Source organism: Pseudomonas sp. 31 R 17 (assembly GCF_900004915.1).
GTDB classification, from domain to species: domain Bacteria; phylum Pseudomonadota; class Gammaproteobacteria; order Pseudomonadales; family Pseudomonadaceae; genus Aquipseudomonas; species Aquipseudomonas orientalis_A.
Map to the genome: position 1 here is coordinate 65,191 of NZ_CVTN01000076.1, position 25,041 is coordinate 90,231.

A 25,041-nucleotide genomic window follows, 5' to 3' on the forward strand; every position below is an offset into this window, starting at 1 on the left:
AGGCTTCGTTTTAGAAAAATATCTGAAGCGGTTCAAGGAATACCTTTGCCACGCCCATGCTCATCTGCCCGATCATCGGGGTGCAAATTAGTAGTTTGGCGCAATCAGCTCACGCCCTTTATTCCGTACATTGCCCACGGCCGTGTCTACCTTGAACCACTCGAACACCTCTGAGGGTTCGCCCTGGTGCAGCACCATCTGTTCGGCTCGCTCTTTGGGTGTGGCCGGGTCGAGCCATTCCCGTGCGAGCTCTGGCGGCAGCACGACGGGGCGCCGGTCGTGAATGTCCACCATGCCCCCGGAACTGTCGGCGGTGATGATCACAAAACCGTCATGCTCGCCTGGGCCTTCATCGGCATCCGGCAGTTGCCCGATGGCAGCACAGAATATCGGTGCGCGATCCCGCCGGCGGATCAGGTAGGGCTGCTTCTTTGGGCCGCCTTCATCCACCCACTCAAACCAGTTGTCGATAGGCGTGATTGCTCGGTGCGGCCAGATCGCCCGGAAGAAGGTGCCGTGGGCTACCTTCTCGGCGCGGGCGTTTATCGTCGCTGCGCGGTCCTTGGCCCAATGGGGCCGCCAGCCCCAACGAACTGGATCGACATGTAGAAGCTCGCCTTGCAGGTGCAGCAGCGCCACGGCGGTCGTCGGCGCCACGTTGTAACGCTCTATCGGTTCATCGCCCACGGAGTTCGCCAGAGCATTGGGCATGCTCAGCGCTGCAACGAAGTCATGAATCCCGCTGTATTGTGAAAGCCTTCCGCACATAGGCGCCGCTCCGTCTGTCGAAATCCCCTACAGAAAAATTGACCACAAGCCTTCTGCAAAGTTAACTGTACATTCATACAGTTCGTGTAAAAGGCTGCATCATGAGCTTTACCATTTTAGGCCCTATATCCGAAGGCGGCACGAAGCTGCCTTTGTGCTCCTTTCGGGTGCCGGCTGGGTTTCCATCCCCAGCAGCCGACCATATCGAGCAGCACATCTCATTGGATGAGGTCCTAAACATCCGGGCGCCGCACGTCTACCTGATCGCCATTACCGGTGAAAGTATGCAAGGCGCCGGCATTTTCGAGGGCGACCTGGCTGTTGTGGACCGTTCTATTGAGCCAGCTCACGGGCATATAGTCGTGGCCCTGCTCAATAACGACCCGATGTGCAAGCGCCTGTGCAAGCGTGGGGCCGAGGTTATCCTGCTGTCAGAAAACCCCAAGTACCCGGCGCGCTACATCCTTGAGGGTGACGAGCTATCGATCTGGGGCGTGATCACCAGCACCGTGCGCAGTCATGTCTAACCCGCCGGTCTTTGCCCTTATCGATTGCAACAGCTTCTATGCGAGTTGCGAGCGGGTATTCCGCCCCGACCTGGCTAAAACCCCAATCGTCGTGCTGAGCAACAACGATGGCTGCGTGATCGCTAGGAGTTACGATGCCAAGCCATTTATCAAAATGGGCGAGCCTTACTTCCAAATCAAGCAGAAGCTGAAGCAGCACGGTATCGTGCCTTTCTCGTCGAACTACGCGCTTTACGGCGATATGAGCGAGCGCGTGATGACGCTGATCGAGACACTGGTACCTGCTGTTGAGATTTACAGCATCGATGAGGCGTTCGCCGACCTCACGGGTGTATCGGGGCTGGATGCCCTGGGGCGACAGATCAGGGCACAGGTATTGCGCGGCACCGGCATCCCCGTCGGGGTCGGCATTGCAAACACCAAGACCCTGGCCAAGCTGGCCAACCACACCGCAAAGCGCCTGCAGGCGCAGACCGGCGGGGTGGTCAATATCACCGACCCGGTCAAGCGCGATTGGGTGCTGCGCAATACCGACGTCGCGGAAGTGTGGGGCGTCGGGTCGAAAATGAAACTGCACCTAGACGCAATGGGTATCAAGTCGGCAATGGATTTGGCCAAGGCTGATCCTTGGACGCTACGCAAAAAATTCAGCGTCGTGATCGAGAAGACGGCGCGGGAGCTGGCCGGCACATCGTGCCTGGAACTGGACGAGCCCGACCCACCCAAGCAAGAAATATGCTGCAGCCGAATGTTTGGAAGACGCCTGACCGAACTGCCGCCGATCAAGGAAGCCGTGGCCACCTACATGATGAGGGCATCCGAAAAGCTCCGCGCTCAGAATTCACTCTGCAAGAAGGTCCGCGTCTGCATACGCACCGGGATGTTCAATCCCGAGGAGGCGAAGTATGCCAACGGCGTAGTGGTCGATATGCCGTACCCTACCGATGACGTACGCCTGCTCACGAAAGCCGCTGTCGATGCGCTCGACAGGATCTTCCGACCGGGCTTCAAATATAGCAAGGCCGAGGTAATGCTGCTCAACCTGTGCCAGCCAGGAGAATACACGGACGATCTGTTCGCGATGTCGCAGGCGGCCGAGGCAACCCGTGTAATGACTGTGCTTGATCAGATCAACGAGCGGTGGGGCAGAGGTACGCTTCGGTCTGCCAGCGTGCCGACCAACCCCGACTGGGGGATGCGTCGGGAGATGATGAGCCAGAGCTATACCACCAAACTGGACCAGCTCTGGACGGTGGCATGTAAGTAGAGCTCAGTCCTGCGTCATAAGGACAGCCAGAGACATTTTGATGAACTCTTCATTGTCGCCGATCGTGAAAAGGGCACCGCGCACGTTGTCTGCCACTTCAGCGGAGCCTCGTTGCTCCACCCAATTCGACAGTTCCATGATTGAGGCCTCAAGGGCGAGTTGGTTCTCGTAGAGTTTGGATAGTAGGGAAGGGATCAGGTCAGAATTTGGCATCGTTGTTCCTCCGTGGAGTGAACAGGGTAGCAGGCAAATTATTGGTTATGGGTATTGGTCGGCAGAACGCCGGGGGAGGGGGAATCACTGTAGCAATATCCAATGCTAAGTTATTGATTCTTATAGGGCCACAAGCCTGTTTTATGAGCGTCTGAAACAGGGCTTATTCCTATACGTATCAAATGGTTACAGTCGTTCCGTAGTCACCTTGACATGGTGGGGGTCGTTGGTTCGAGTCCAATCGCGCCTACCAAACAAAATCCGCTCTGCTGGGCGGTCTCGAAGGGCTCACCGAAAGGTGGGCCCTTTTTTGTTGTCTGGAATTCATGCAGAACGTTCCCTCCGCGAGGGAACGATCAGGTCGACAGCGTCTTGCGGCGCTTTTGGGGCGCTGGTGTCTCGGTCAACAGAAGAGCGTCGCCACCGACAGCAGACAAATGATCTGTACCACCATCTGGCAGCGTATCTCGCCAATTGCTGTCGCCATACTGCTCATCTGACCGGCATACATAGCTGGAGCCCTCATTGTCGGCAATAGCACCCTGGATGCTGCGCAGGCGCATCATCGTTGAGTATAGGGCTAATCCCGAATCCCTCCAGTTACCCAATCGCGCAGTACCAATATCCACAAAATTTATTGGTCTGCAGCAACAGTTTTTCTTGTTGGACACCTCCCGCCTCAAGGCAGCAAAGTTGCCGCCACTGCTCGACCTTCCGGGTCAACAATAAAAAAACCGAGCCGACTGCACGCCACTTTCATGCTGTGAGCCCTTTGCTCACATCCTGCTGTAATGGCGCCGCAGCGCGCACTAAAGGACCTCTTCGCCATGCAAACTGTTGTGAATTTATGGCCGTTGATCGGCGTACTTGTCATCGTGGTCGGCTTTGTATTGCGCTTCAATCCGTTGCTGGTGGTTACCGCCGCCGCTATCGCCACCGGGCTCGCCGCCCAGTTTCCGTTGGAGAAAATTCTCGCCACCATGGGTGATGGTTTCCTCCAGACCCGTGCGCTGCAATTGATCCTGTTATTACCGCTGGCGGTGATTGGCCTGTTGGAGCGCCACGGCTTGCGCCTGCATGCACAGAACTGGATCGCCCGTTTCGAGCGCGCGACAGTGGGGCGTCTGCTGATCATCTATCTGTTTGTACGTGAATCCACTGCGGCCATGGGGCTGACCAGCCTGGGTGGGCATCCGCAGATGGTGCGGCCATTGCTCGCGCCGATGGCCGAAGGTGCGGCGGAAAAACGCTACGGCAAGCTGCCGGACAAGCTGCGTCACAAGGTATTGGCCATGTGCGCCGCCACGGACAACGTGGGGCTGTTTTTCGGTGAGGACATCTTCGTCGCCTTTGGTGCGATCGCCTTGATGCATACCTTTCTGCTGGGTTCGGGGATCGATGTGGAGCCGCTGCATATTGCGGTGTGGGGCATCCCGACAGCGATCTGTGCCTTTATCATTCATGCCATTCGGCTGCATCGGTTTGATCGACGGTTGACCCGTGAGATGAGCGCCGCTCCCTCGGTGGAGGCTGCGCAATGATTATTTCCATTCAATACCTGTATTGGCTGGCCGGTGTGCTGTTGCTGATCACCGCCGGTATGATCCTGCTGGATCGCACCCATCCCAAGCGTTGTTCGACGTCGCTGTTCTGGCTGCTGTTTGCCATTCCGTTCCTGGTGGGAGAGCGCCTGCCTTCGGTGGTCATCGGTGGCGGCATCGTGGTGATGGCGTTGATTGCCGGCCTGGGGGGCGTCGGCCGTGGCCAGCATGTGCAATTGCATGACAAGGCGTCCCGCGCCAGTGCCGCTCGCCTGGGTCACAAGCTATTCATACCCGCGCTGGCCATTCCGCTGACCACGGTGATTGGCTCGGTATTGCTCAAGCACACCGAAATCGGCGGTGTACCGCTGCTCGATCCGAAGAACACCACCTTTGTCTCTCTCGGCATCGGCTGCCTGATCGCCCTTGGCCTCGCCTGCTGGCTGACCCGCGATACGCCCGTGCAGGCCTTGCGCGAATCGCGTCGCCTGACCGAAGCCTTGGGCTGGGCCATGGTGCTGCCGCAGATGCTGGCCATGCTCGGGCTGTTGTTCAATGAAGCCGGGGTTGGTACGGCGGTCGCCCACGTCACCACCACGTACATCAATCTGGATTTCAAATTGGTGGCGGTGATGGTCTATGTGCTGGGCATGGCGTTGTTTACGGTGATCATGGGCAACGGTTTCGCGGCGTTCCCGGTGATGACCGGCGGCGTCGGCGTGCCGGTGCTGGTGGGGATCTACGGCGGCAACCCGGCGGTCATGGCCGCGATCGGCATGTTCTCCGGCTACTGCGGTACGCTGATGACACCAATGGCGGCCAACTTCAATATCGTGCCGGCAGCATTACTGGAACTGCCGGACAAGAACGCGGTGATCAAGGCCCAATTGCCCACCGCGTTGATGATGCTGGTGGTCAATATCGTGCTGCTTTATCTGTTGATGTGAGGCCAGGATGAAAACCCTATTGCTGACCGGCTTCGAGCCTTTCGACCACGACGTGGTGAACCCCTCCTGGGAGGCGGTGCGCCTGCTGGAAGGGGTAGAACTGAGCGATGACGTGCGGATCGTCGCGCGCCGATTGCCCTGCGCTTTCGCCACTGCTGCAGAGACCTTGCTTCAGCTGATCGAGGAGCTGCAACCGGCCATGGTCATCGCGACCGGCCTGGGGCCCGGGCGCAGTGATATTTCCATCGAGCGCGTCGCGATCAACGTCAATGATGCGCGCATCCCGGACAACCTGGGCGCCCAGCCGATTGACACGGCGGTGGTGGAGGGTGGCCCGGCCGCTTACTTCTCGACATTGCCGATCAAGAGCATGGTCAGGGCGGTACGTGAGGCCGGTATTGCGGCCTCGGTTTCGCAGACGGCGGGGACTTTTGTGTGCAATCAGGTGTTTTATCGATTGCAGCATGCGCTGGCAGGTTCTGCGGTGCGCAGTGGGTTTATCCATGTGCCGGGCTTACCGGAGTTCGGTCAGCCGTCGATGGAATTGCCTGTGTTGGTGGAGGGCTTGCGCCTGGCGGTCTTGGCGGCTTGGCAAACCCAGGCGGATATCGTGGAAACAGGTGGTCGGGTGAGTTGATTCAGTCTCGAGCGGGAAAAAACAGCTCGAAAGTGGTGATGCCGTCCTCACTGCCGACCCGATACCGCCCGTTATGCAGTTGCATGATGGTGGCCACGATCGACAGCCCCAGTCCATTGGATTGGGAGGAGCGCTCGCGGGACTCATCCACCCGGTAGAACCGTTCGAACAGCCGCGGCAGATGCTCGGCGGGAATGGTCTCACCCTGGTTGCTGACCCTCACGTTGACGCCCTCGTCGGTTGCAATCGCCTGGACGCTCAGCGCCGAGCCCGGCGCTCCATACTTGATGGCGTTGGCGCACAGGTTCGCCAGGGCGCGGCGCAGGAGCATGGGCTCAGCCCAGATCACGCCTTTGCCCTGGACAACGATGTGCATGCCCGCGTCAGCGGCCAACCCTTCGAAATAATCGGCGATGCGCTCCACTTCATCTGCCGCGTCCAGCGCCTGGCGTTGGCGCAACGCACTAGCCGGGTCGGTGCGCGCCAGGAACAGCATGTTGTCGAGCATCCGCGCCAAGCGTTCAAGCTCCTCGACATTGGACGCCAGCAGTTGCTGGTAGCTGTCGACACTGCGCTGCTGCTGCAAGGCAACCTGGGTTTCGCCGAGCAGGTTATTGATCGGCGTGCGCAGTTCGTGGGCCATGTCGGTCGAGACCTGGCCCAGTTGCACGAAGCCTTTGGACAAACGCTCAAGCATGGTGTTGAACGACTCGATCATCGGTAGCAGTTCTTTCGGGGCGCCCTCGCTGTCGAGGCGCTCGGCCAGGTTGCCGACGCCGATCCCTTGCGCGTGCCGGGCCAGGCGGCGCAAGGGCAGCAAGCCGCGATGCACCAGCAGGTACCCGGCCAATGCCAGGATGATCGCAGCGATGCTCGCCAGGATATAAACGCTCAGTCGATAGCTGGCGAGTACCGCGGTGCGCTCGGTCATCAGGCGGCCGCTGGTGACTTGCAGGCTGCCCAGGTCACCGGCGTTGATGGTCGCGGCGACCGTCGAGAAGGGAATGCCGTTGAGCCCCGGCAAGTGCTGCACATCGCTCAGCGCCAGTACGTGATTCCCGGGCACCGGCTCTATCGCAGGCAGTTCGATATTGGCCGGGTTCACCAGCAGCAAGGGTGGTTGACCGGGGGCTGCGATGCTCAATACGGATTCACGGTTGCCGAGCATGTTCTGGAACAACTCGGGTTTGGTCTTGATCAGGTCCAGGGTGTTGCTGTCGCTGAGCAGGTTGCGCAGTTGATCGACGCGGGAGATCAGCGCGGTGTCGTCGCGGCGGATCAGCTCGCGCTCCAGCTCGCGGTACAGGGCCACGCCGAGGGTGGCCAGCAAGGCAAAGGCGAGCAGGGCGAAGATCAACGCCAGGCGCAGGGTCAGCGAGTAATGGCGGCTGCGGCTCATGGCTGGGTATCGAAGCGGTAGCCGATGCCACGCACGCTGTGGATCAACTTGAGTTGGAACGGATCGTCGATTTTCAAGCGCAGGCGCCGCACGGCCACGTCGACCACGTTGGTGTCACTGTCGAAATTCATGTCCCATACCCGCGAGGCAATCAGCGAGCGTGACAGCACCTGATCCTGGTGGGTGGCGAACAGGTGCAGCAGGGCGAACTCTTTATTGGTCAGGGTAATGCGCGTGCCGGCGCGGGTGACGCGGCGCTTGAGCACGTCGATTTGCAGGTCGGCAATCTGCAGGTGCTCTTCTTCCCGAATCGGGCCGCGCCGGGTCAGGGTACGCAGGCGCGCGACCAGTTCGGCGAAGGAGAAGGGCTTGATCAGATAATCGTCGGCGCCCAGCTCCAGGCCCTTGATGCGGTCAGCGATATCATCGCGGGCGGTCAGGAACAGCACCGGCGTATCGGCCTCCCTGCGCAGGCGGCGCAGCACTTCCCAGCCATCCATTTTCGGCATCATCACATCGAGCACGATCACGTCGAACGGCGTTTCCAGGGCCTGGTGCAAACCGTCCACGCCATCGCGGGCCAGGCTGACGCTGTAGCCCAGTTCCTGCAAGCCATTGAGCAGATAGTTGCCGGCCTTGGGTTCGTCTTCGACTACGAGGATGTTCATGGTAAATGCCCTGATTCAATGGGTTGCGCCAGTTTAGCTCGATCAATTGTCACTGGCGCAACCGATGCCTTGCACCCGGTAATCCAGCACGTGTTCCCGGTCCTGATGATCCAGGTAGCGCAGTTGCGCCGGGACGATACCGCATTGGCCATAGGTGTCGGTACTGGAGAGCACCTTGGCCACATCCAGGTGGACGAAAAAGCCGCTTCGATCATGGATCACGGGAGCGGCTGGGGCGTCGTCGGCGGCAAATACCGAGGTGGTGGCGAGCAAGGCAATCAAGGCGAGGGCAAACCGTTTCATGGCCAAATCTCTCTGTGAAGGATGGCTGCCGGGGCCGGCAGTGAGTTCACAGTAACCAGGCGACCTGAACAGCCAGCCAACAGGATGATGACAAGTTCGTCATTCAAGGTTTGGGGCGGGGCGCCTGGCAACGTTTACAAGTGGCGAGGTGAACCGTAGATTGCATGGCATCGATCATTTGCTTGAACACCTGGGGGAAGCCGCGTCGTGTCCAGCCAAAATCCTGCCGTATTTACCCGGCATTACCGTGCCTTTCTGTTCGATATGGACGGGACCCTGCTCAACTCCATTGCCGCCGCCGAGCGGGTATGGAGCCGTTGGGCCGAACGCCATGGCCTGGATGTGGAGGCGTTCCTGACCACTATCCATGGCGCCCGCGCAATCGATACGATCACGCGCCAGGCGTTGCCGGGCGTGGACGCTCAAGCCGAAGCGGCGTGGATTACCGATGCTGAAGTGAACGATGTCGAGGGCATCGTGGCGATTGGCGGCGCGGTTGAGTTCCTCAAACGCTTGCCTGCCGGGCAGTGGGCGCTGGTCACATCTGCGCCCAAGGCATTGGCATTGCGCCGAATGGCAGCGGCCGGTATTCCCGTGCCGGCGGTAATGGTGACGGCCGAGGATGTCGCCAGCGGCAAGCCCGATCCGGCGTGTTACGTGCTCGGTGCCCAGCGCCTGGGCGTGGCGGTGCAGGATTGCCTGGTGTTCGAGGATGCGACGGTCGGCATTCGAGCCGCAGAAGCGGCGGGAGCGGATGTGATGGTGGTGACCTCGACGCACCTGGATGCGATAGAGACCGAGCATGCCTGTATCGACGGGTATGACGGACTGCACGTGCTGCGAGAAGCCGATGGCCGGCTGGCGGTGCGGGAAGGGGAAGACCGTCAGCGTGTTGCTTTTTGATGCGCGCGATGCGCCTCACGCTGGCATAGCTTGCGCAAGACTGTCTTCTGCATCGGCTTGAGGCAGAACGCAAACAGGTAGGCGCACAGCAGTAATGCCAGGTCCAGCCACGAGTGGTCCGCCGCGTCGACAGCCCCCTGGACTTCCAATCGCAGTCCATACCCGAGCGCCAGGAATACCAGGCCTATCAGCAAGGTGATTGTCCAGGACAGGGAAACCATGGGCTGTGTAACAGTTGGCCTCATCGACGTGCTCCTGAATGCACTCGGACCGCAGGATGACGTGGAATTTGGCTGCAAATGATGCAACAAGTTCCTGGCATCATGGCAGTTTCATCTTGCAGCGCGGGGACATGTACGAGGCGTACAGCGTGGATAAAAAAAGCGAATGGGCCGATCAGGTTTTCGCCAGCCGTTACGGTAAAGCAAAAGGCTGGCTACTGGAGGTGCTTCAAGGCGTCTGGTTTTTGTCCGGCGCAGTGAGGCCGGCCTGGATGCGCTGATAAATTTCCTCGCGATGCACGGCAACATCCTTGGGGGCGTTGATGCCGATTCGTACTTGCTGGCCGCTAACGCCCAGGATGGTGATCGTAATGTCATCACCGATGTTTATGCTTTCACCAACTTTTCGGGTGAGTATAAGCATGGACTTCTCCTTGATTACTTTTAAGGACACATGTTCAGACAGGGCAGGTGTCGGATGTGCGTAGCTTACTGCGAAGCGCTTCCCTGTGACTGCCTCTTTTAGGACGCATAGAGGCGACATTAATTCCCATGGCGGCATCATACAGGTCGCGATACATGATTCGCATTGTTTAAGCCAACGTTTATGACGGCCAGAATAGACAGTGAATGGTAAAGTCGCCTCTTTATCTTCGAAGGAGCAGGGCAGTGCGTAAAGTAGCGATGGCAATTGCAGTGTTGGCATTGGCCGGATGCGGCGAAGGTGAGCCTGTCAATGCCCCCAAGGCCAAGCCTGTCGTGACCGAAAGCCAGCCGCAAACCGGTGCGATTGCCGCGCAGGAATGGGATGTATGGGTGGGCCCGCCGGATCACAAGCTGCAGGCGCTCACTGACTTGACCGCCTGGTTGCTGGAGCATGGTTTCAATTTTTACATCGTGAAGGCAGACGGCAAGGACCAGGTGCTGCTTGGCCCGTTTGCCACCAAGGCCGAGGCTGAGGCCAAGCAGACGCTGCTCAACGAAAAGATGGCCCGGGCCAAGAAAACCGACACCGTGTCGGAGGTCATCGAACACAAGGTCGCGCAGTAACGGGCCGGGCGGGCGCCAATTGCGCCCACCCTCAGCCGCAGGCCTTCAGGTTCACCGGGCCGACAAATTCATTGCCTCGGCCCATCACACAGCCCACCGTCTGGTTGCGCTGGCGCTCCCAGGCTTGCACCGGGTAGGTCTTGTTCCAGGCTTCATACAGTTGGCGATCCTGTTTCGACAGGCGCAGGCCGTATTGCTTGCTCATATAAAAATAGGTGCGTGCGATCATCCCGCGAATCGATGGGCGCGGCATGACCTTCTTGGCCTTGAAGTCCACCTGGGTCAGGCATGAACCGTATTGCCCGCTTTGCACCGGCAGCCAGCCGAAGCTGAAGTTGTTACGGTCGCCATTCACCTCGCCGATGCTCGGCACCAGGTTGTGCAGGTCGGCTTCGGCACGCTTGAACACGTCGTCATGGCGCGTGCAGTTTTTACGCCCGCCATTCTGCCAGCACTGGCGCTGATGGCCGATCTGCCAGGCGGGCACAATGTGTTCCCACTCGATGCGCGCGGCGCGGTTGGCGTTCTTGCGCGGGATGTAGCCGCAGGCTTTCAGGTCAATGCGGTTGCCGGCGTATTTGCAGCCGCAATAAAACTCGGTGGATTGGGGGGCGTAGAGCTTCCAGGCGATTTTCTTGGCTTCACTGAAGGTTCGTGGGGCTTGGGCGTTGGCGGTGATAGCAAAAAACAGGCAGCACACAGCGAAAAAACGGACACTCATTCAATCAATCTTCCTTCGGCACAACCCAGAAAATCTGCACGCCGCCGTCATCCCTGTAGGCGAGGGTGACGTTGTCGTTTTCCGCAATTTCTTCAAGCAGGCGCGCCCACTCGTCCTCGGGCTCATCCGGCAGGCGGAAGATCAACGCCGCCTTGGCTTTCTGGGCGTTGGTCGAATTAATGATTTTTTGTACGCGAATGGCCAGGCGCTGGTAGGCGTCAGGCGCTGCGGGTGCTGCGGAGGAGGGCTTTGCCACGGAGTATTCCTTAGTAAGCTGTACGCACATACAGTATTTAACTGTAGGTATTTTCGCAACTGCTTAAATTCAAAGACGTCCGTCTGACAGCGAATTTGGAAATTTGCTGTGATTTGTTGCAATAAGTTTTAGGCGTGAACCTGATGTGGCGAGGAAGCACGCTACCTCGCCACCCTTTCAGGCAGGTCTGGAATCAGTATTCCCAGAATATCCGTTGCAGCTCTTTGCTGTCCTGAGTCTTGGTCAGGGCGACCATTGCCAGAATGCGGGCCTTCTGCGGGTTCAGGTCAAGGGCTGCCACCCAGTCGTATTTATCGTCTGGCTGTTCAGCGTTGCGCAGCACCATGCCACCGGCATTGACGTGCGAAGAGCGGATGATCTGCACGCCTTGTTTACGCAATTCCACCAGCGCCGGAACGACCTTGGACGACACCGAGCCATTGCCGGTGCCGGCATGAATGATGGCTTTGGCGCCGGCTTGGGCCAGGGCTTTGTAGGCCGTGTCGCTCACGTTGCCGTAGCCGTAGGCAATTTCAACGTCAGGCAGGCTCTTGATGGTCTTGATGTCGAATTCCGAATCCAGGGTGTGACGCTTGGCCGGCAGGCGGAACCAGTAGGATTTGCCTTCAACGACCATGCCCAATGGGCCCCAGGGGCTCTTGAACGCCTCGGTCTTGATATTGATCATCTTGCTCACGTCGCGACCCGATTGGATCTCGTCGTTCATGGTCACCAGCACGCCTTTGCCGCGTGCGTCCTTGCTACCGGCTACGGCAACGGCGTTATACAGGTTGAGCATGCCGTCCGCCGACATCGCGGTACCCGGGCGCATGGAGCCGACCACCACGATAGGCTTGTCGGTTTTTTCAACCAGGTTAAGGAAGTAGGCGGTTTCTTCGAGGGTATCGGTACCGTGGGTGATCACGATGCCATCCACGTCCTTGCTGTCGGCCAATTCGGCGACGCGGCGACCCAGTTGCAGCAGGTTTTCGTTATTGATGCTTTCCGACGCAATTTGCATCACTTGTTCGCCGCGTACATTGGCGATCTGGCTAAGCTCAGGAACACCGGCGATCAATTGTTCGATGCCGACTTTGGCGGCCTGGTAGGTGGCGCTGTTGGCAGCACTGGCACCCGCACCGGCAATGGTGCCGCCAGTGGCGAGGATCACCACGTTGGCGAGCTTGGTCTTGCTCTCGACTTCTTTTGCCTGGGCGGCGACAGGGAACAGCAGCAGGAGGGCCATCGCCCCGGGAACAAAGGATTTCAATGCAGATTTCATTATTTTTCTCTCTGGTTTTGACGAGTGCGGTAGCAGATGTATCCAGAACACCCGGGCGACTCTGAACGTCCGAGGCGCTGAGAAATAGCAGGATTTGTACCAGGCCAATCATGAGAGAATGGATAAAATAACTTATTGATTTAAAACAACTTAAATTGCTTGTTCGGGCCTATCTGACACGCTGCTGTCCGGCTTTCCGAACGCAGGGGGCATTGATGTTCGGTTGTCCGAAAGCCTTGATGGTATTTACCTCGGGTTCTGTGTGAAATCGTCGCCCGCCCTGTCGTTTCAACCAGCGCCGGAGTGAATGGTATCTTCAGGATGAAAGGTGAGTGCTGACCGTTGACAAATCTCGACAAGGTTCTCATAGTTCTGACAACGCAAACGTTTGCGAGATGTTTCTTCGGCGCGAGCGTTGCTCACAATAATCATAAGATCGGAGTACACCCATGAAGCTGCCATTTGCAGGACGTCTTCTCACTGTCGCTGTGCTTGCCGCCGCATCCGCTGCCCTGCCTCTCTCTTCTGCATTCGCTGACGACGCTGCCGCCAAACCCAAGGTCGGCCTGGTGATGAAGTCCCTCGCCAACGAATTTTTCGTGACCATGCAAGAGGGCGCCAAGGACTACCAGAAATCCCACGCCGCCGACTTCGACATGATCACCAACGGCATCAAGAACGAAACCGACACCAGCGCGCAGATCGATATCGTCAATCAGATGATCCTGGCCAAGGTCAACGCCATCGTCATCGCACCCGCCGATTCCAAGGCGCTGGTCACCGTGCTGAAGAAAGCCTCGGATGCCGGCATCAAGGTGGTCAACATCGACAACCGCCTGGACCCGGACGTGCTGAAAAGCAAAAAACTCGATATTCCCTTCGTAGGCCCGGACAACCGCAAAGGCTCCAAGCTGGTCGGTGACTACCTGGCCAAGCAACTGGCCGCGGGCGACAAGGTCGGGATCATCGAAGGCGTGCCGACCACCACCAACGCCCAGCAGCGTACCGCAGGCTTCAAGGATGCGATGGATGCGGCAGGCATGAAGATCGTCTCCACTCAATCCGGCAACTGGGAAATCGACCAGGGCCAGAAAGTCGCCTCGGCGATGCTGAGCGAATACCCGGACCTCAAGGCACTTCTGGCCGGTAACGACAACATGGCCCTGGGCGCCGTCTCCGCCGTACGTGCGGCAGGCAAGGCCGGTAAAGTGCTGGTGGTGGGCTACGACAACATCGAAGCCATCAAGCCGATGCTGCGCGACGGTCGCGTGCTGGCAACCGCCGACCAGGCCGCTGCCCAGCAAGCCGTGTTCGGCATCCAGAATGCGCTGAAGCTGGTCAAGGGCGAGAAGGTCGAGGCCACTGATGGCGTGATCGAAACGCCAGTCGAACTCGTCCTCAAGAAGTAATCCCGGCAGTAGCCAACAGCGCCCGCTCGTCCTGAGCGGGCGCCTGGAGATTTTTCCTATGTCATCTTCCGCCCCGAACGCTGTCCTCTCGGTCAGCGGTATCGGCAAGACCTATGCCCAGCCGGTTCTGTCCGACGTCACGCTCACGCTCAATCGTGGTGAAGTGTTGGCGCTGACCGGTGAAAACGGCGCAGGCAAAAGTACCTTGTCGAAGATCATCGGCGGGTTGGTCACGCCGACCACCGGCAACATGCAGTTCAATGGTCAGGATTATCAACCCGCCAGCCGCACCCAGGCCGAAGCGCTGGGTGTGCGCATGGTCATGCAGGAACTCAACCTGCTGCCGACGCTGACGGTGGCTGAAAACCTGTTCCTGCATAACCTGCCCAGCCGTGGTGGCTGGATCAGCCGCAAACAGTTGCGCGCGGCCGCGACCGAAGCCATGGCCCAGGTGGGCCTGGATGCAATCGACCCGGACACCCTGGTAGGCAGCCTGGGCATTGGTCATCAGCAAATGGTCGAGATTGCCCGCAATCTGATTGGTGACTGCCATGTACTGATTCTCGACGAACCGACGGCGATGCTCACTGCCCGTGAAGTCGAGATGCTGTTCGAACAAATCACCCGCCTGCAGGCCCGGGGCGTGGCGATTATCTATATTTCCCATCGGCTCGAAGAGTTGGCCCGGGTGGCCCAGCGCATTGCCGTATTGCGCGACGGCAAGCTGGTCTGTGTCGAGCCAATGGCCAATTACAACAGTGAACAACTGGTGACCTTGATGGTAGGGCGCGAGTTGGGCGAGCACATCGACCTGGGCCCGCGCACTATCGGCGAACCGGCCTTGACGGTCAAAGGCCTGACGCGCTCGGACAAGGTCCGCGACGTGTCCTTCCAGGTGCGCGCCGGTGAAATCTACGGTATTTCCGGCCTGATCGGCGCCGGTCGTACCGAGTTGCTGCGCCTGATTTTTGGTGCCGACCCAGCCGACAGCGGCACAGTGGCGCTGGGGCCGCAGGCCAACGTGGTCAGCATTCGCTCCCCAGTCGACGCGGTCGCCCATGGCATTGCCCTGATCACCGAAGACCGCAAGGGTGAAGGCCTGCTGCTGACCCAGTCCATCAGCGCCAACATCGCCTTGGGCAACATGCCGGAAATTTCTGCGGGCGGGCTGGTTAACAGTCGCGATGAAACCGCCCTGGCCAAGCGTCAGATCGACGCCATGCGCATCCGCAGTTCCAGCCCGGCGCAATTGGTCTCCGAGCTTTCGGGCGGTAACCAGCAGAAGGTGGTGATTGGCCGCTGGCTGGAGCGCGATTGTTCGGTGATGCTCTTCGATGAGCCTACGCGTGGCATCGACGTCGGTGCCAAGTTCGATATTTATGCCTTGCTCGGCGAGTTGACGCGCCAGGGCAAAGCGCTGGTGGTGGTCTCCAGCGATCTGCGCGAGCTGATGCTGATCTGCGACCGCATCGGCGTGTTGTCCGCCGGACGCCTGATCGAGACCTTCGAGCGCGATCGCTGGACCCAGGATGAATTGCTCGCCGCCGCCTTTGCCGGCTATCACAAACGTGACGCGCTGCTCAACGACGCAGCGCCTAGGAATACCCCATGAAAACAACCACTTCCCCCGGTAAAGCGGGCGGCAACTTCTACGGCCTGGGCACCTACCTGGGCCTGGCGGGCGCGTTACTGGCGATGATTGCGCTGTTCTCGGTGCTCAGCGATCACTTCCTGTCCTATGACACGTTCAGCACCCTGGCCAACCAGATTCCGGACCTGATGGTGCTGGCGGTGGGCATGACCTTCATCCTGATCATTGGTGGTATCGACCTCTCGGTTGGCTCGGTACTGGCATTGGCGGCGTCGGCGGTCAGCGTGGCGATTCTCAGCTGGGGCTGGAGTGTATTGCCGGCCGCCGTGCTGGGCATGGGCTGCGCCGCATTGGCCGGCACGCTTACCGGTTCCATCACCGTGGCGTGGCGTATTCCGTCCTTTATCGTGTCCCTTGGCGTGCTGGAGATGGCGCGGGGCGTGGCTTACCAGATGACCGGCTCGCGCACCGCTTACATCGGTGATTCGTTTGCCTGGCTGTCCAATCCGATTGCGTTCGGGATTTCGCCGTCGTTCATCATTGCGTTGCTGGTGATCATCGCCGCCCAACTGGTGCTGACCCGCACTGTGTTCGGCCGCTACCTGATCGGTATCGGTACCAACGAAGAAGCGGTGCGCCTGGCCGGCATCAACCCCAAGCCCTACAAAATCCTGGTGTTCAGCCTGATGGGCCTGCTCGCCGGTGTGGCCGCGCTGTTCCAGATCTCGCGCCTGGAAGCGGCGGACCCGAATGCCGGCTCGGGCCTGGAGTTGCAAGTGATCGCCGCCGTGGTGATCGGTGGTACCAGCCTGATGGGCGGGCGCGGCTCGGTCATCAGCACGTTCTTTGGTGTGCTGATTATTTCGGTACTGGCGGCGGGCCTGGCGCAGATCGGCGCGACAGAGCCCACCAAGCGCATTATTACCGGTGCCGTGATCGTGATCGCCGTGGTCCTCGATACGTACCGCAGCCAGCGCGCCAGTCGGCGGGGCTGAGCCATGGCAACGATCAAGGATGTGGCGGCGCTGGCGGGCATTTCCTACACCACGGTGTCCCATGTGGTGAACAAGACGCGCCCGGTCAGCGAACCGGTGCGCGTCAAGGTCGAGGCGGCGATCAAGCAATTGGACTATGTGCCCAGTGCGGTAGCGCGCTCGCTCAAGGCCAAGACCACGGCGACGATCGGGCTGCTGGTGCCCAACAGCCTCAACCCGTACTTCGCGGAGTTGGCCCGGGGCATCGAGGATTACTGCGAGCGCAATGGCTATTGCGTGATCCTCTGCAACTCCGACGACAACGCCGAAAAGCAGCGCAGCTATTTGCGCGTGCTGCTGGAAAAACGCGTCGACGGCTTGATCGTGACCTCGGTGGGCGGCGATGACAGCGGCCTTGCCGCTGGCTTGAGCGCGGTGCGCACGCCCATGGTGATCGTCGACCGGGCGCTGGACGGTATCGACGTCGACCTGGTGCGCATCGATCATGAAGAGGGTGCCTACCTGGCGACCCGGCACTTGCTTGAATTGGGCCATCGTGACATTGCCTGCATCGCCGGCCCTGCCCATACGCGCGTGGCGCAAATGCGCCTGGCAGGCTATCGGCGTGCGCTGCGCGAGGCGGGCGTTGAAACAGTCGCCGAGCGCATCCGCGAAAGTGATTTCACCAGCACCGGCGGTTATGCCGCCGCCGTGCAATTGCTTGCGCAGCAACCGCCCAGTGCGATTTTTGCCTGCAACGACATGATCGGTTTTGGCGTGCTTCGCGCTGCGGCAGAGCGCAATATTCGCGTGCCGGGCGAGCTGTCGGTGATAGGTTTCGATGACATTCAAATGGGCCGCTATGTCTATCCTGCGCTGACCACGGTCGGGCAGTCGATCGTACAGCTGGGTGAGACAGCGGCCGAATTATTACTGCGACGTATAGCGACACCCCAACTGCCGGTCGATCAACGCATCGTGACGCCAAGCATTGTCTTGCGTGAGTCGACGGCGCCGTTGGCGGGTGTGTTTGCCCAATACCGCTGAACCGAATTGATGAGTACTGATGTATGCCAGCGAACGTAGTGGTAGTAGGCAGCTTGAACATGGATCTGGTCACCCGCGCCAGTCGCTTGCCGCGTGCCGGTGAAACGCTGATCGGCCAGACGTTTTCCACCGTCCCCGGTGGCAAGGGCGCCAATCAGGCCGTCGCCCTGGCGCGCCTGGGGGCGGATGTGGCCATGATCGGCTGCGTCGGCAGCGATGCCTATGGCGGCCAATTGCGCGATGCGCTGTTGGTCGAAGGCATCGACTGTCAGGCCGTCAGCACCGTGGACGGCTCCAGTGGGGTCGCGCTGATCGTGGTGGATGACAGCAGCCAGAACGCGATTGTGATTGTGGCGGGCAGTAACGGTCAGTTGACGCCCCAGTCGTTGACGGCCTGCGATGCGGTGTTGCAGGCTGCCGACGTGATCATTTGCCAGCTTGAAGTGCCGATGGACACCGTTGGGCATACGCTCAAGCGCGGCCGCGAGCTGGGCAAGACGGTGATCCTCAACCCGGCGCCGGCCAGTGGGCCCTTGCCGGCCGAGTGGTATGCCTCGATCGACTACCTGATTCCCAACGAAAGTGAAGCCAGCGCCTTGAGCGGTGTCGCGGTCGATTCGCTCGACAGCGCCAAGCTCGCCGCGACAGCGTTGATCAAGGCGGGCGCCGGTAAAGTCATCATCACCCTGGGTGCTCAGGGCGCACTGTTTACTGATGGCAACAGCTTCGAGCACTTGGTCGCGCCCAAGGTCCGGGCGGTCGACACCACGGCTGCCGGCGATACCTTCGTGGGTGGCTTTGCCGCGGCGCTGGCTGCCGGCAAGAGCGAAGCCGAGGCCATCCGTTTTGGCCAGGTCGCGGCCGCGTTGTCGGTGACCCGTGCCGGCGCCCAGCCTTCCATTCCTACGCTGCACGACGTACAAGGTTTTGTGCCCTCATGAAAAAGACACCTCTGCTCAATATCGCCCTGTCCCGCGTGATCGCGTCATTGGGGCACGGCGACATCCTGGTCATCGGGGATGCCGGCCTGCCGGTGCCGCCCGGCGTCGAATTGATCGACCTGGCGCTCACCCAGGGCATTCCGGATTTCATCAGCACCCTGCGCGTGGTGCTCAGCGAAATGCAGGTGGAAAGCCACGTGCTGGCTGAAGAAATTCTGCTCAAGCAGCCTGCGGCGCTGGTCGAGCTCAATGCGCTGGCCGATCAGGCTGCGCTGGGCGAGCGACGCCTGCTCAGTCATGAAGCGTTCAAGCAATTGAGTGGCAGTGCGCGCGCGGTCGTGCGCACCGGCGAATGTCAGCCTTACTGCAATATCGCGCTGGTATCCGGCGTAACCTTCTAGAGTCCCCCTACGACAAGGAGTGTTTTATGCAACGTGGTCTTCCCTCCCTGAAAAACCTGTTCCGGAGTGTTTTGCTTTTGTCCGCGCTCACAGCTGCAAGCGCCCAGGCGGCGGAAAAAATCGACCTGATCATCGATACCGATCCCGGTGCCGACGATGTGGTTGCCTTGCTGTTCGCCATGGCTTCTCCGGAGGAACTGAACATTCGCGCACTGACGACCGTGGCCGGCAACGTGCGCCTGGACAAAACCTCCCGCAACGCCCGCCTGGCGCGCGAGTGGGCAGCACGCGAAGACATCCCGGTCTACGCGGGTGCTCCAGCGCCGCTGCTGCGCAAGCCGATCTATGCCGAGAATATCCATGGCAAGGAAGGTATCTCCGGCGTCACCGTGCATGAGCCGAAACAAGGCCTGGCTGATGGCAACGCGGTGGATTACCTGATCAAGACCCTGACGACCGCCAAACCCCACAGCATCACCATCGCCATGCTCGGTCCGCAGACCAACCTGGCCCTGGCATTGACTCAGGCGCCGGAAATCACCCAGGGCATCAAGGAAGTGGTGGTAATGGGTGGCGCGCACTTCAATGGCGGCAACATTACGCCGGTGGCCGAGTTCAACCTCTTCGCCGACCCGGTGGCCGCAGAAATTGTGCTTAAAAGTGGCGTGAAGTTGACCTATCTGCCGCTGGATGTCACCCATAAGGTGCTGACCAGCGAAGCGCGCCTGAAGAAGATCGCGGACCTGAACAACAACGCGAGCAAGGTCGTCAGCAATATCCTTAACGAATACGTCAAAGGTGACATGGAGCACTATGGCATTCCAGGTGGCCCGGTGCATGACGCCACAGTGGTCGCCTACCTGCTCAAGCCATCGCTGTTCACTGGTCGCCAGGTCAACGTGGTCGTCGACAGCCGGGAAGGCCCGACCTTCGGCCAGACCATCGTGGATTGGTACGACGGCTTGAAGCAGGAGAAGAACGCGTTCTGGGTCGAGAATGGCGATGCCCAGGGCTTTTTCGATCTGCTGACCGAGCGCCTGGCACGTTTGAAGTAAACCGCTTGCCGGTCGGCGTTCGCCGGCCGGTTCCTACTCGCGCGCCTGTGCACCCTCGTAATCGGTCGGGTATTTCTCGAATACCTGGCCGATGAAGGCGTGTGCGCCCTGGGTGCCGAGCTCCTTGACCAGCAGGTCGATCCCAATGATCGCCAACTCCTCCGCACTGCCGGGACTGTAGGAGCTTTGCCCCTGGGGCCATTTGGCTTTGATATCGGCTTGGAGCGTTACGGTGGTCATGGGAAATCTCGCGGGCTTTAGGTACTGGGCGATGCGCTGGCGTGCGGCTTGAGCGGGCGCAGTTAAGCATTTTTACGCGGGGTTTGGCACTGCTACTTAGGCATGAGGGGAGGGGTGTGCGACACTGTCGGCCTGTTTATTGGCCGGGAAACACCGCGTGCAGATCGATTTGAACAAGCCTGAGAGTCTTACGCTGACCGCTGTGCGGCAACTGATCGCCAGTGCCAGTGACGATGAACATGCCCAGCTTCGGGTCACCAGGGCCGGTATTGCCTACATCTCTTCAGGAAAGGTTGTAGGCGGTGTAGATATCGACGGGCTGCTGTTTCGCTTGGAGACCTGGGCGAAGGGGTCGGGGTATGTAGGCAATGTGGCTGCCAGTGACGAGGTCTGGGTGACGCAGATTTTCAACGCGCTGAAGCAGAACTGGCCAGCGCCGTCGTCCGACTACATCGATATCTACTGAGCATGTTCATATCTGGTCACGATTGACTGGACGCTTGCCTGGCATGACTCAGGCAGACTTGCGGGTGAGGCGTTAACGTCTTGAAACCAATCGGTTGCATCGCTGTCGCACGATCTCTGTTCACTTTTTTATCATAGGAGGCTTCATGCCTTGGAAGCTCGCATCATTCGGTACTTTGTTGGCGGCGCTCGCGTTGGCGGGTTGCAGCACCCCGGGTGCCTCTGAGCCAGGCAAGGATGCCGGCGTGACCGACGCCGGTCATAGCCGCTGTGAGTCGAAGGCCGCCGAGTACACGATCGGCCAGAAAGCCTCGCCTCAACTGCTGGAGCAGGCGCGTACCCGTGCCGGTGCCCAGAATGCACGCATCCTCAAGCCCAACGACATGATTACATTGGAATATCGCTCCGACCGCTTGAACCTGAACACCGACGATAATCTGGTGATCACGCGGGTCAATTGCGGCTGATAGCCTGCGGCTTTTGCAGCGCCCATAAAAAACCCCGTCACATGGACGGGGTTTTTTTTAGCTCAGCGGAGATTACTCGCCGCGAACCTGTGCAGCTTGCATACCCTTTTGGCCTTTCTCAGCCACGAAGGAAACGGTTTGGCCTTCTTTCAGGCTTTTGAAACCGTCGCTTTCGATAGCTTTGAAGTGTACGAACAGGTCGTCACCGCCACCTTGAGGAGTGATGAAGCCGAAGCCTTTTTCATCGTTGAACCATTTAACGGTGCCGGTTTGGCGATTAGACATGGTGTATCTCCAAGAAACATATATTTTCAGTAGTGCTGTGCTGCTCAGGCCAACTGGGCACACAGGGCTATCATAGTCGAAATGTTCGGCTTGGGAGCCCCCCCAAGGCATTGTTTGCTAATCAATCGCGTTGCGTTTAGTCGAGTATCCGGCGGAGAGCCCCGTTCTACGGGGCTTTGCGGCGAAATATCAGCTGTTAAAAAAAGCCGTAAAAGCTACGTAATTTGTGAGAAATAGCAGTTTTCAGGCTGTTTTTTTGGCAAAACGGACGTCTGATCAGCAGACGTTCTTACTTTTTCTTGACGACTTTGCAGGACGAAATAGCCGCGACTGCCTTGTTCTTCAGCTCCGGGCTGGCGTTCTGGTTGGTCATCAGCTCTTTGATTTCCGCAGTGCTCAATTCGGCGTTGATCTTGTTGGCGCCACATTCGCAATGATCTTTGGCGGTTTTGGCGTCCACGTTCTGGCTGGCCGCAGCGCTACAGTCTTTGACGAACGCGTCACGGGCGCCGTCTGGCCAGTTCGATGGCGCCGCGGCTTGCGCGCCGAGCGAAAGGAATGCCAGGGAAGCGGCGAGGGCGAGGGTCGAGGTAAAACGCATCATGGGATGCTCCTTTGGGTCGAGGACGAACGGCGATTCTCGGGGTGTTTGAGGCGTGACGTACAGCTCAAGTTCACTTTTGCGGCCCTAAAGCATGGAATTTGCCTTTACCCCGGTCGTGGCGGCGCGATGACCGTTCATCTGTGCTAGCATCGTGAGCTTGGCTTTTTCCAGGCGTGCCATTTGCCGCCTTGCCAGGGCTCTTTTTTGTTCACTCCAGTCACTCTGGTTCGATTATCGGTTGGCCGAAAGGCTCCTGCCGCTGTAAGGCAGGCGTTCAGCATTGAACGGCCTGGTGTTGGATCTTGTACTGGCTCATCCCAACCCACGTGACCTTTGGTAGGGGTCACCACTAGGAGAGGAGGCGCCATGCCAACTATTACTCTACCCGACGGCAGTCAACGTTCATTCGATCATCCGGTTTCCGTAGCCGAGGTCGCCGCATCCATTGGTGCCGGCCTCGCCAAGGCCACCGTGGCCGGCAAGGTCGACGGCAAGCTGGTCGATGCCAGTGACCTGATCACCTCCGACGCCAGCCTGCAGATCATCACGCCCAAGGATCAAGAGGGGCTCGAGATTATTCGCCACTCTTGCGCGCACCTGATCGGCCATGCGGTCAAGCAGCTGTACCCAACCGCCAGGATGGTGATCGGCCCGGTAATCGAAGAAGGCTTCTATTACGACATCGCCTACGAGCGTCCTTTCACTCCGGACGACCTGGCGGCCATCGAGCAGCGCATGCACGCGCTGATCGAAAAAGATTACGACGTCATCAAGAAGGTCACCCCGCGCGCTGAAGTGATCGACGTGTTTACCGCCCGTGGCGAAGACTACAAGCTGCGCCTGGTGGAAGACATGCCGGACGAGCAGGCCATGGGTCTGTACTACCACGAAGAATACGTGGACATGTGCCGTGGCCCGCACGTGCCGAACACGCGCTTTCTCAAGTCGTTCAAGCTGACCAAGTTGTCCGGCGCGTACTGGCGCGGCGACGCGAAGAACGAGCAGCTGCAACGCATCTACGGCACCGCCTGGGCCGACAAGAAGCAGCTGGCCGCCTACATCCAGCGCATCGAGGAAGCCGAGAAACGCGACCACCGCAAGATCGGCAAGCGCCTGAACCTGTTCCATCTCCAGGAAGAAGCGCCGGGCATGGTGTTCTGGCATCCGAACGGCTGGACCCTGTACCAGGTGCTCGAGCAGTACATGCGCAAGGTTCAGCGCGAAAACGGCTACCTCGAGATCAAGACCCCGCAGGTCGTCGATCGCAGCCTGTGGGAGAAATCCGGGCACTGGGCCAACTACGCCGACAACATGTTCACCACCCAGTCGGAAAACCGCGACTACGCCATCAAGCCGATGAACTGCCCTTGCCACGTGCAGGTGTTCAATCAAGGCCTGAAGAGCTACCGCGAGTTGCCGATGCGCCTGGCCGAGTTCGGTGCCTGCCACCGCAACGAGCCATCGGGTGCGCTGCACGGCATCATGCGTGTGCGCGGCTTTACCCAGGACGACGCCCATATCTTCTGCACCGAAGAGCAGATGCAGGCTGAATCGGCCGCGTTCATCAAGCTGACCATGGACGTTTACCGCGATTTCGGCTTCACCGAAGTCGAGATGAAGCTGTCCACTCGTCCGGAAAAACGCGTCGGCTCCGACGAACTCTGGGATCGCGCCGAAGCTGCACTGGCCGCAGCACTCGACAGCGCGGGCCTTGCGTACGACCTGCAGCCGGGCGAGGGTGCGTTCTACGGTCCCAAGATCGAGTTCTCGCTGAAAGATTGCCTTGGCCGTGTCTGGCAGTGTGGTACCCTGCAGCTCGATTTTAACCTGCCGATCCGTCTGGGAGCCGAATACGTCTCCGAAGACAACAGCCGTAAACACCCGGTTATGCTGCACCGGGCGATCCTTGGCTCGTTCGAACGGTTCGTCGGCATCCTGATCGAGCACTACGAGGGCGCGTTCCCGGCGTGGCTGGCGCCGACCCAGGCAGTGATCATGAATATCACTGATAAACAGGCAGATTTTGCCGCAGAAGTTGAAAAAACACTCAACGAAAGCGGATTTCGTGCCAAGTCCGACTTGAGAAATGAAAAGATCGGCTTTAAAATCCGTGAGCATACTTTGCTCAAGGTTCCCTATCTTTTGGTTATCGGAGATCGGGAAGTCGAGATGCAGACTGTCGCTGTGCGTACTCGTGAAGGTGCTGACCTGGGCTCGATGCCCGTCGCCCAGTTCGCTGAGTTCCTCGCGCAAGCGGTTTCCCGGCGTGGTCGCCCAGATTCGGAGTAATTACTATTAAGCGTGAAATGAGACAAGATAAACGAGCTGCACCGAAAGCCCCGATCAACGAGAATATCTCGGCACGCGAGGTTCGGTTAATTGGGGCTGAAGGTGAGCAGCTTGGGATTGTGTCAATTGAAGACGCGCTTCTTAAGGCTGAAGAAGCCAAGCTCGATTTGGTGGAAATTTCCGCCGATGCTGTACCACCTGTCTGCAAGCTGATGGACTACGGCAAATCGATCTTCGAGAAGAAGAAGCAGGTTGCCGCAGCCAAGAAAAACCAGAAGCAGATCCAGGTTAAAGAAATCAAGTTTCGTCCAGGGACGGAGGAAGGGGATTACCAGGTAAAACTGCGCAACCTGGTACGTTTCCTGAGTGATGGGGACAGGGCCAAGGTATCCTTGCGATTCCGCGGCCGTGAGATGGCCCACCAGGAGCTGGGGATGGAACTCCTCAAGCGGGTTGAAGCTGACCTGCTCGAGTACGGTTCGGTCGAACAGCATCCTAAGATGGAAGGACGCCAGCTGATCATGGTCATCGCCCCGAAAAAGAAGAAGTAATCAACAGGGCACGGCAGGC

32 protein-coding genes are annotated in these 25,041 nt (G+C 59.2%); 18 read left to right on the forward strand and 14 right to left on the reverse strand.

The window, feature by feature from the left end; all coding sequences use genetic code 11:
* Positions 1 to 87: 87 nt before the first annotated feature.
* The gene (locus tag BFP89_RS20250; protein ID WP_065887143.1) at positions 88 to 768 is read right to left on the reverse strand and encodes an SOS response-associated peptidase family protein; all 681 of its coding nucleotides are present in this window, start codon (positions 766 to 768) and stop codon (positions 88 to 90) included.
* A 101-nt stretch (positions 769 to 869) separates the two neighbouring features.
* On the opposite strand from BFP89_RS20250, the gene BFP89_RS20255 reads away from it, so the two are divergent.
* Together BFP89_RS20255 and umuC are read left to right on the forward strand one after the other, a co-directional pair.
* On the forward strand, positions 870 to 1,295 hold the full coding sequence (locus BFP89_RS20255) for a LexA family protein (protein ID WP_065887144.1): 426 nt from the start codon (positions 870 to 872) through the stop codon (positions 1,293 to 1,295).
* Complete coding sequence (umuC, locus tag BFP89_RS20260; RefSeq protein WP_065887145.1) at positions 1,288 to 2,562, forward strand: translesion error-prone DNA polymerase V subunit UmuC; 1,275 nt, start codon at positions 1,288 to 1,290, stop codon at positions 2,560 to 2,562. Before BFP89_RS20255 ends, umuC begins: the two co-directional genes overlap by 8 nt.
* A gap of 3 nt (positions 2,563 to 2,565) precedes the next feature.
* Here umuC and BFP89_RS20265 read toward each other — a convergent pair whose 3' ends face one another.
* Both BFP89_RS20265 and BFP89_RS29020 read right to left on the reverse strand, forming a co-directional pair.
* Entirely contained in the window at positions 2,566 to 2,775 is a 210-nt protein-coding gene (locus BFP89_RS20265) for a hypothetical protein (protein ID WP_065887146.1), read from the reverse strand.
* 356 nt (positions 2,776 to 3,131) lie between these two features.
* Positions 3,132 to 3,446 (reverse strand): hypothetical protein, encoded by a 315-nt coding sequence (locus BFP89_RS29020; protein WP_176718437.1) that lies wholly within the window; start codon positions 3,444 to 3,446, stop codon positions 3,132 to 3,134.
* Positions 3,447 to 3,602: 156 nt separating this feature from the next.
* Between BFP89_RS29020 and BFP89_RS20275 the strand changes: the two genes are divergently transcribed.
* From BFP89_RS20275 to pcp, 3 genes are read left to right on the forward strand one after another with little or no spacing between them, the layout of a single operon-like run.
* Entirely contained in the window at positions 3,603 to 4,316 is a 714-nt protein-coding gene (locus BFP89_RS20275; RefSeq protein WP_065887148.1) for a DUF969 domain-containing protein, read from the forward strand.
* Complete coding sequence (locus BFP89_RS20280; protein WP_065887149.1) at positions 4,313 to 5,263, forward strand: DUF979 domain-containing protein; 951 nt, start codon at positions 4,313 to 4,315, stop codon at positions 5,261 to 5,263. Before BFP89_RS20275 ends, BFP89_RS20280 begins: the two co-directional genes overlap by 4 nt.
* Positions 5,264 to 5,270: 7 nt before the next feature.
* Complete coding sequence (pcp, locus tag BFP89_RS20285) at positions 5,271 to 5,900, forward strand: pyroglutamyl-peptidase I (protein ID WP_065887150.1); 630 nt, start codon at positions 5,271 to 5,273, stop codon at positions 5,898 to 5,900.
* A gap of 1 nt (position 5,901) precedes the next feature.
* Here the strand turns inward: pcp and BFP89_RS20290 are convergent, their stop codons facing one another.
* The 3 genes from BFP89_RS20290 to BFP89_RS20300 are packed head-to-tail and all read right to left on the reverse strand — an operon-like array spanning position 5,902 to position 8,270.
* A complete protein-coding gene (locus BFP89_RS20290) occupies positions 5,902 to 7,299 on the reverse strand; it encodes a heavy metal sensor histidine kinase (protein ID WP_065887151.1) in 1,398 nt (465 codons plus the stop codon).
* A complete protein-coding gene (locus BFP89_RS20295) occupies positions 7,296 to 7,967 on the reverse strand; it encodes a heavy metal response regulator transcription factor (protein WP_065887152.1) in 672 nt (223 codons plus the stop codon). The genes BFP89_RS20290 and BFP89_RS20295 overlap by 4 nt, the downstream gene beginning before the upstream one ends.
* A gap of 42 nt (positions 7,968 to 8,009) precedes the next feature.
* On the reverse strand, positions 8,010 to 8,270 hold the full coding sequence (locus tag BFP89_RS20300) for a DUF2790 domain-containing protein (protein ID WP_065887153.1): 261 nt from the start codon (positions 8,268 to 8,270) through the stop codon (positions 8,010 to 8,012).
* A gap of 207 nt (positions 8,271 to 8,477) precedes the next feature.
* Here BFP89_RS20300 and BFP89_RS20305 point away from each other — a divergent pair, with 207 nt between their 5' ends.
* Positions 8,478 to 9,173, forward strand: a complete 696-nt coding sequence (locus tag BFP89_RS20305) for an HAD-IA family hydrolase (protein ID WP_065887154.1) — start codon at positions 8,478 to 8,480, stop codon at positions 9,171 to 9,173.
* On the opposite strand, the gene BFP89_RS20310 is transcribed toward BFP89_RS20305, so the two are convergent.
* Both BFP89_RS20310 and csrA read right to left on the reverse strand, forming a co-directional pair.
* A complete protein-coding gene (locus BFP89_RS20310; protein WP_065887155.1) occupies positions 9,155 to 9,418 on the reverse strand; it encodes a hypothetical protein in 264 nt (87 codons plus the stop codon). The two genes, BFP89_RS20305 and BFP89_RS20310, sit on opposite strands and share 19 nt — an antisense overlap.
* A 205-nt stretch (positions 9,419 to 9,623) precedes the next feature.
* Entirely contained in the window at positions 9,624 to 9,818 is a 195-nt protein-coding gene (csrA, locus tag BFP89_RS20315; RefSeq protein ID WP_003192511.1) for a carbon storage regulator CsrA, read from the reverse strand.
* Positions 9,819 to 10,078: 260 nt separating this feature from the next.
* Between csrA and BFP89_RS20320 the strand changes: the two genes are divergently transcribed.
* Positions 10,079 to 10,444, forward strand: coding sequence for an SPOR domain-containing protein (locus tag BFP89_RS20320; RefSeq protein ID WP_065887156.1), 366 nt, complete (start codon positions 10,079 to 10,081; stop codon positions 10,442 to 10,444).
* 31 nt (positions 10,445 to 10,475) lie between these two features.
* Here BFP89_RS20320 and BFP89_RS20325 read toward each other — a convergent pair whose 3' ends face one another.
* The 3 genes from BFP89_RS20325 to BFP89_RS20335 form a co-directional block, all read right to left on the reverse strand.
* The gene (locus BFP89_RS20325; RefSeq protein WP_065887157.1) at positions 10,476 to 11,165 is read right to left on the reverse strand and encodes an endonuclease; all 690 of its coding nucleotides are present in this window, start codon (positions 11,163 to 11,165) and stop codon (positions 10,476 to 10,478) included.
* A gap of 4 nt (positions 11,166 to 11,169) precedes the next feature.
* Complete coding sequence (locus BFP89_RS20330; protein WP_170827563.1) at positions 11,170 to 11,421, reverse strand: DUF1654 domain-containing protein; 252 nt, start codon at positions 11,419 to 11,421, stop codon at positions 11,170 to 11,172.
* Positions 11,422 to 11,614: 193 nt separating this feature from the next.
* On the reverse strand, positions 11,615 to 12,703 hold the full coding sequence (locus BFP89_RS20335; RefSeq protein WP_065887159.1) for an asparaginase: 1,089 nt from the start codon (positions 12,701 to 12,703) through the stop codon (positions 11,615 to 11,617).
* Positions 12,704 to 13,152: 449 nt separating this feature from the next.
* Between BFP89_RS20335 and BFP89_RS20340 the strand changes: the two genes are divergently transcribed.
* From BFP89_RS20340 to BFP89_RS20370, 7 genes are read left to right on the forward strand one after another with little or no spacing between them, the layout of a single operon-like run.
* Positions 13,153 to 14,112 (forward strand): sugar ABC transporter substrate-binding protein, encoded by a 960-nt coding sequence (locus BFP89_RS20340; protein ID WP_065887160.1) that lies wholly within the window; start codon positions 13,153 to 13,155, stop codon positions 14,110 to 14,112.
* 58 nt (positions 14,113 to 14,170) lie between these two features.
* Positions 14,171 to 15,724, forward strand: a complete 1,554-nt coding sequence (locus BFP89_RS20345; protein WP_065887161.1) for a sugar ABC transporter ATP-binding protein — start codon at positions 14,171 to 14,173, stop codon at positions 15,722 to 15,724.
* Positions 15,721 to 16,698, forward strand: a complete 978-nt coding sequence (locus BFP89_RS20350) for an ABC transporter permease (protein ID WP_065887162.1) — start codon at positions 15,721 to 15,723, stop codon at positions 16,696 to 16,698. Before BFP89_RS20345 ends, BFP89_RS20350 begins: the two co-directional genes overlap by 4 nt.
* Positions 16,699 to 16,701: 3 nt before the next feature.
* Complete coding sequence (locus BFP89_RS20355) at positions 16,702 to 17,724, forward strand: LacI family DNA-binding transcriptional regulator (protein WP_065887166.1); 1,023 nt, start codon at positions 16,702 to 16,704, stop codon at positions 17,722 to 17,724.
* Positions 17,725 to 17,747: 23 nt separating this feature from the next.
* Positions 17,748 to 18,665: a ribokinase gene (rbsK, locus tag BFP89_RS20360; protein ID WP_065887168.1), complete on the forward strand. Its 918-nt coding sequence runs from the start codon at positions 17,748 to 17,750 to the stop codon at positions 18,663 to 18,665.
* Entirely contained in the window at positions 18,662 to 19,066 is a 405-nt protein-coding gene (gene rbsD, locus BFP89_RS20365; protein ID WP_065887170.1) for a D-ribose pyranase, read from the forward strand. The genes rbsK and rbsD overlap by 4 nt, the downstream gene beginning before the upstream one ends.
* Positions 19,067 to 19,092: 26 nt before the next feature.
* Positions 19,093 to 20,121: a nucleoside hydrolase gene (locus BFP89_RS20370; RefSeq protein ID WP_065887172.1), complete on the forward strand. Its 1,029-nt coding sequence runs from the start codon at positions 19,093 to 19,095 to the stop codon at positions 20,119 to 20,121.
* A gap of 33 nt (positions 20,122 to 20,154) precedes the next feature.
* Here BFP89_RS20370 and BFP89_RS20375 read toward each other — a convergent pair whose 3' ends face one another.
* Positions 20,155 to 20,361, reverse strand: a complete 207-nt coding sequence (locus BFP89_RS20375) for a hypothetical protein (protein ID WP_065887173.1) — start codon at positions 20,359 to 20,361, stop codon at positions 20,155 to 20,157.
* A 157-nt stretch (positions 20,362 to 20,518) separates the two neighbouring features.
* On the opposite strand from BFP89_RS20375, the gene BFP89_RS20380 reads away from it, so the two are divergent.
* Positions 20,519 to 20,827: a hypothetical protein gene (locus BFP89_RS20380; RefSeq protein WP_065887175.1), complete on the forward strand. Its 309-nt coding sequence runs from the start codon at positions 20,519 to 20,521 to the stop codon at positions 20,825 to 20,827.
* Positions 20,828 to 20,972: 145 nt separating this feature from the next.
* Positions 20,973 to 21,293 (forward strand): I78 family peptidase inhibitor, encoded by a 321-nt coding sequence (locus tag BFP89_RS20385; protein ID WP_065887177.1) that lies wholly within the window; start codon positions 20,973 to 20,975, stop codon positions 21,291 to 21,293.
* 72 nt (positions 21,294 to 21,365) lie between these two features.
* Here BFP89_RS20385 and BFP89_RS20390 read toward each other — a convergent pair whose 3' ends face one another.
* Positions 21,366 to 21,578, reverse strand: coding sequence for a cold-shock protein (locus BFP89_RS20390; protein ID WP_003234260.1), 213 nt, complete (start codon positions 21,576 to 21,578; stop codon positions 21,366 to 21,368).
* Positions 21,579 to 21,867: 289 nt separating this feature from the next.
* On the reverse strand, positions 21,868 to 22,182 hold the full coding sequence (locus BFP89_RS20395) for a hypothetical protein (RefSeq protein ID WP_083203163.1): 315 nt from the start codon (positions 22,180 to 22,182) through the stop codon (positions 21,868 to 21,870).
* Between the two features lie 366 nt (positions 22,183 to 22,548).
* Here BFP89_RS20395 and thrS point away from each other — a divergent pair, with 366 nt between their 5' ends.
* The gene (thrS, locus tag BFP89_RS20400) at positions 22,549 to 24,471 is read left to right on the forward strand and encodes a threonine--tRNA ligase (protein WP_065887180.1); all 1,923 of its coding nucleotides are present in this window, start codon (positions 22,549 to 22,551) and stop codon (positions 24,469 to 24,471) included.
* On the forward strand, positions 24,471 to 25,022 hold the full coding sequence (gene infC, locus BFP89_RS20405; RefSeq protein ID WP_170827566.1) for a translation initiation factor IF-3: 552 nt from the start codon (positions 24,471 to 24,473) through the stop codon (positions 25,020 to 25,022). The genes thrS and infC overlap by 1 nt, the downstream gene beginning before the upstream one ends.
* Positions 25,023 to 25,041 lie beyond the last annotated feature (19 nt).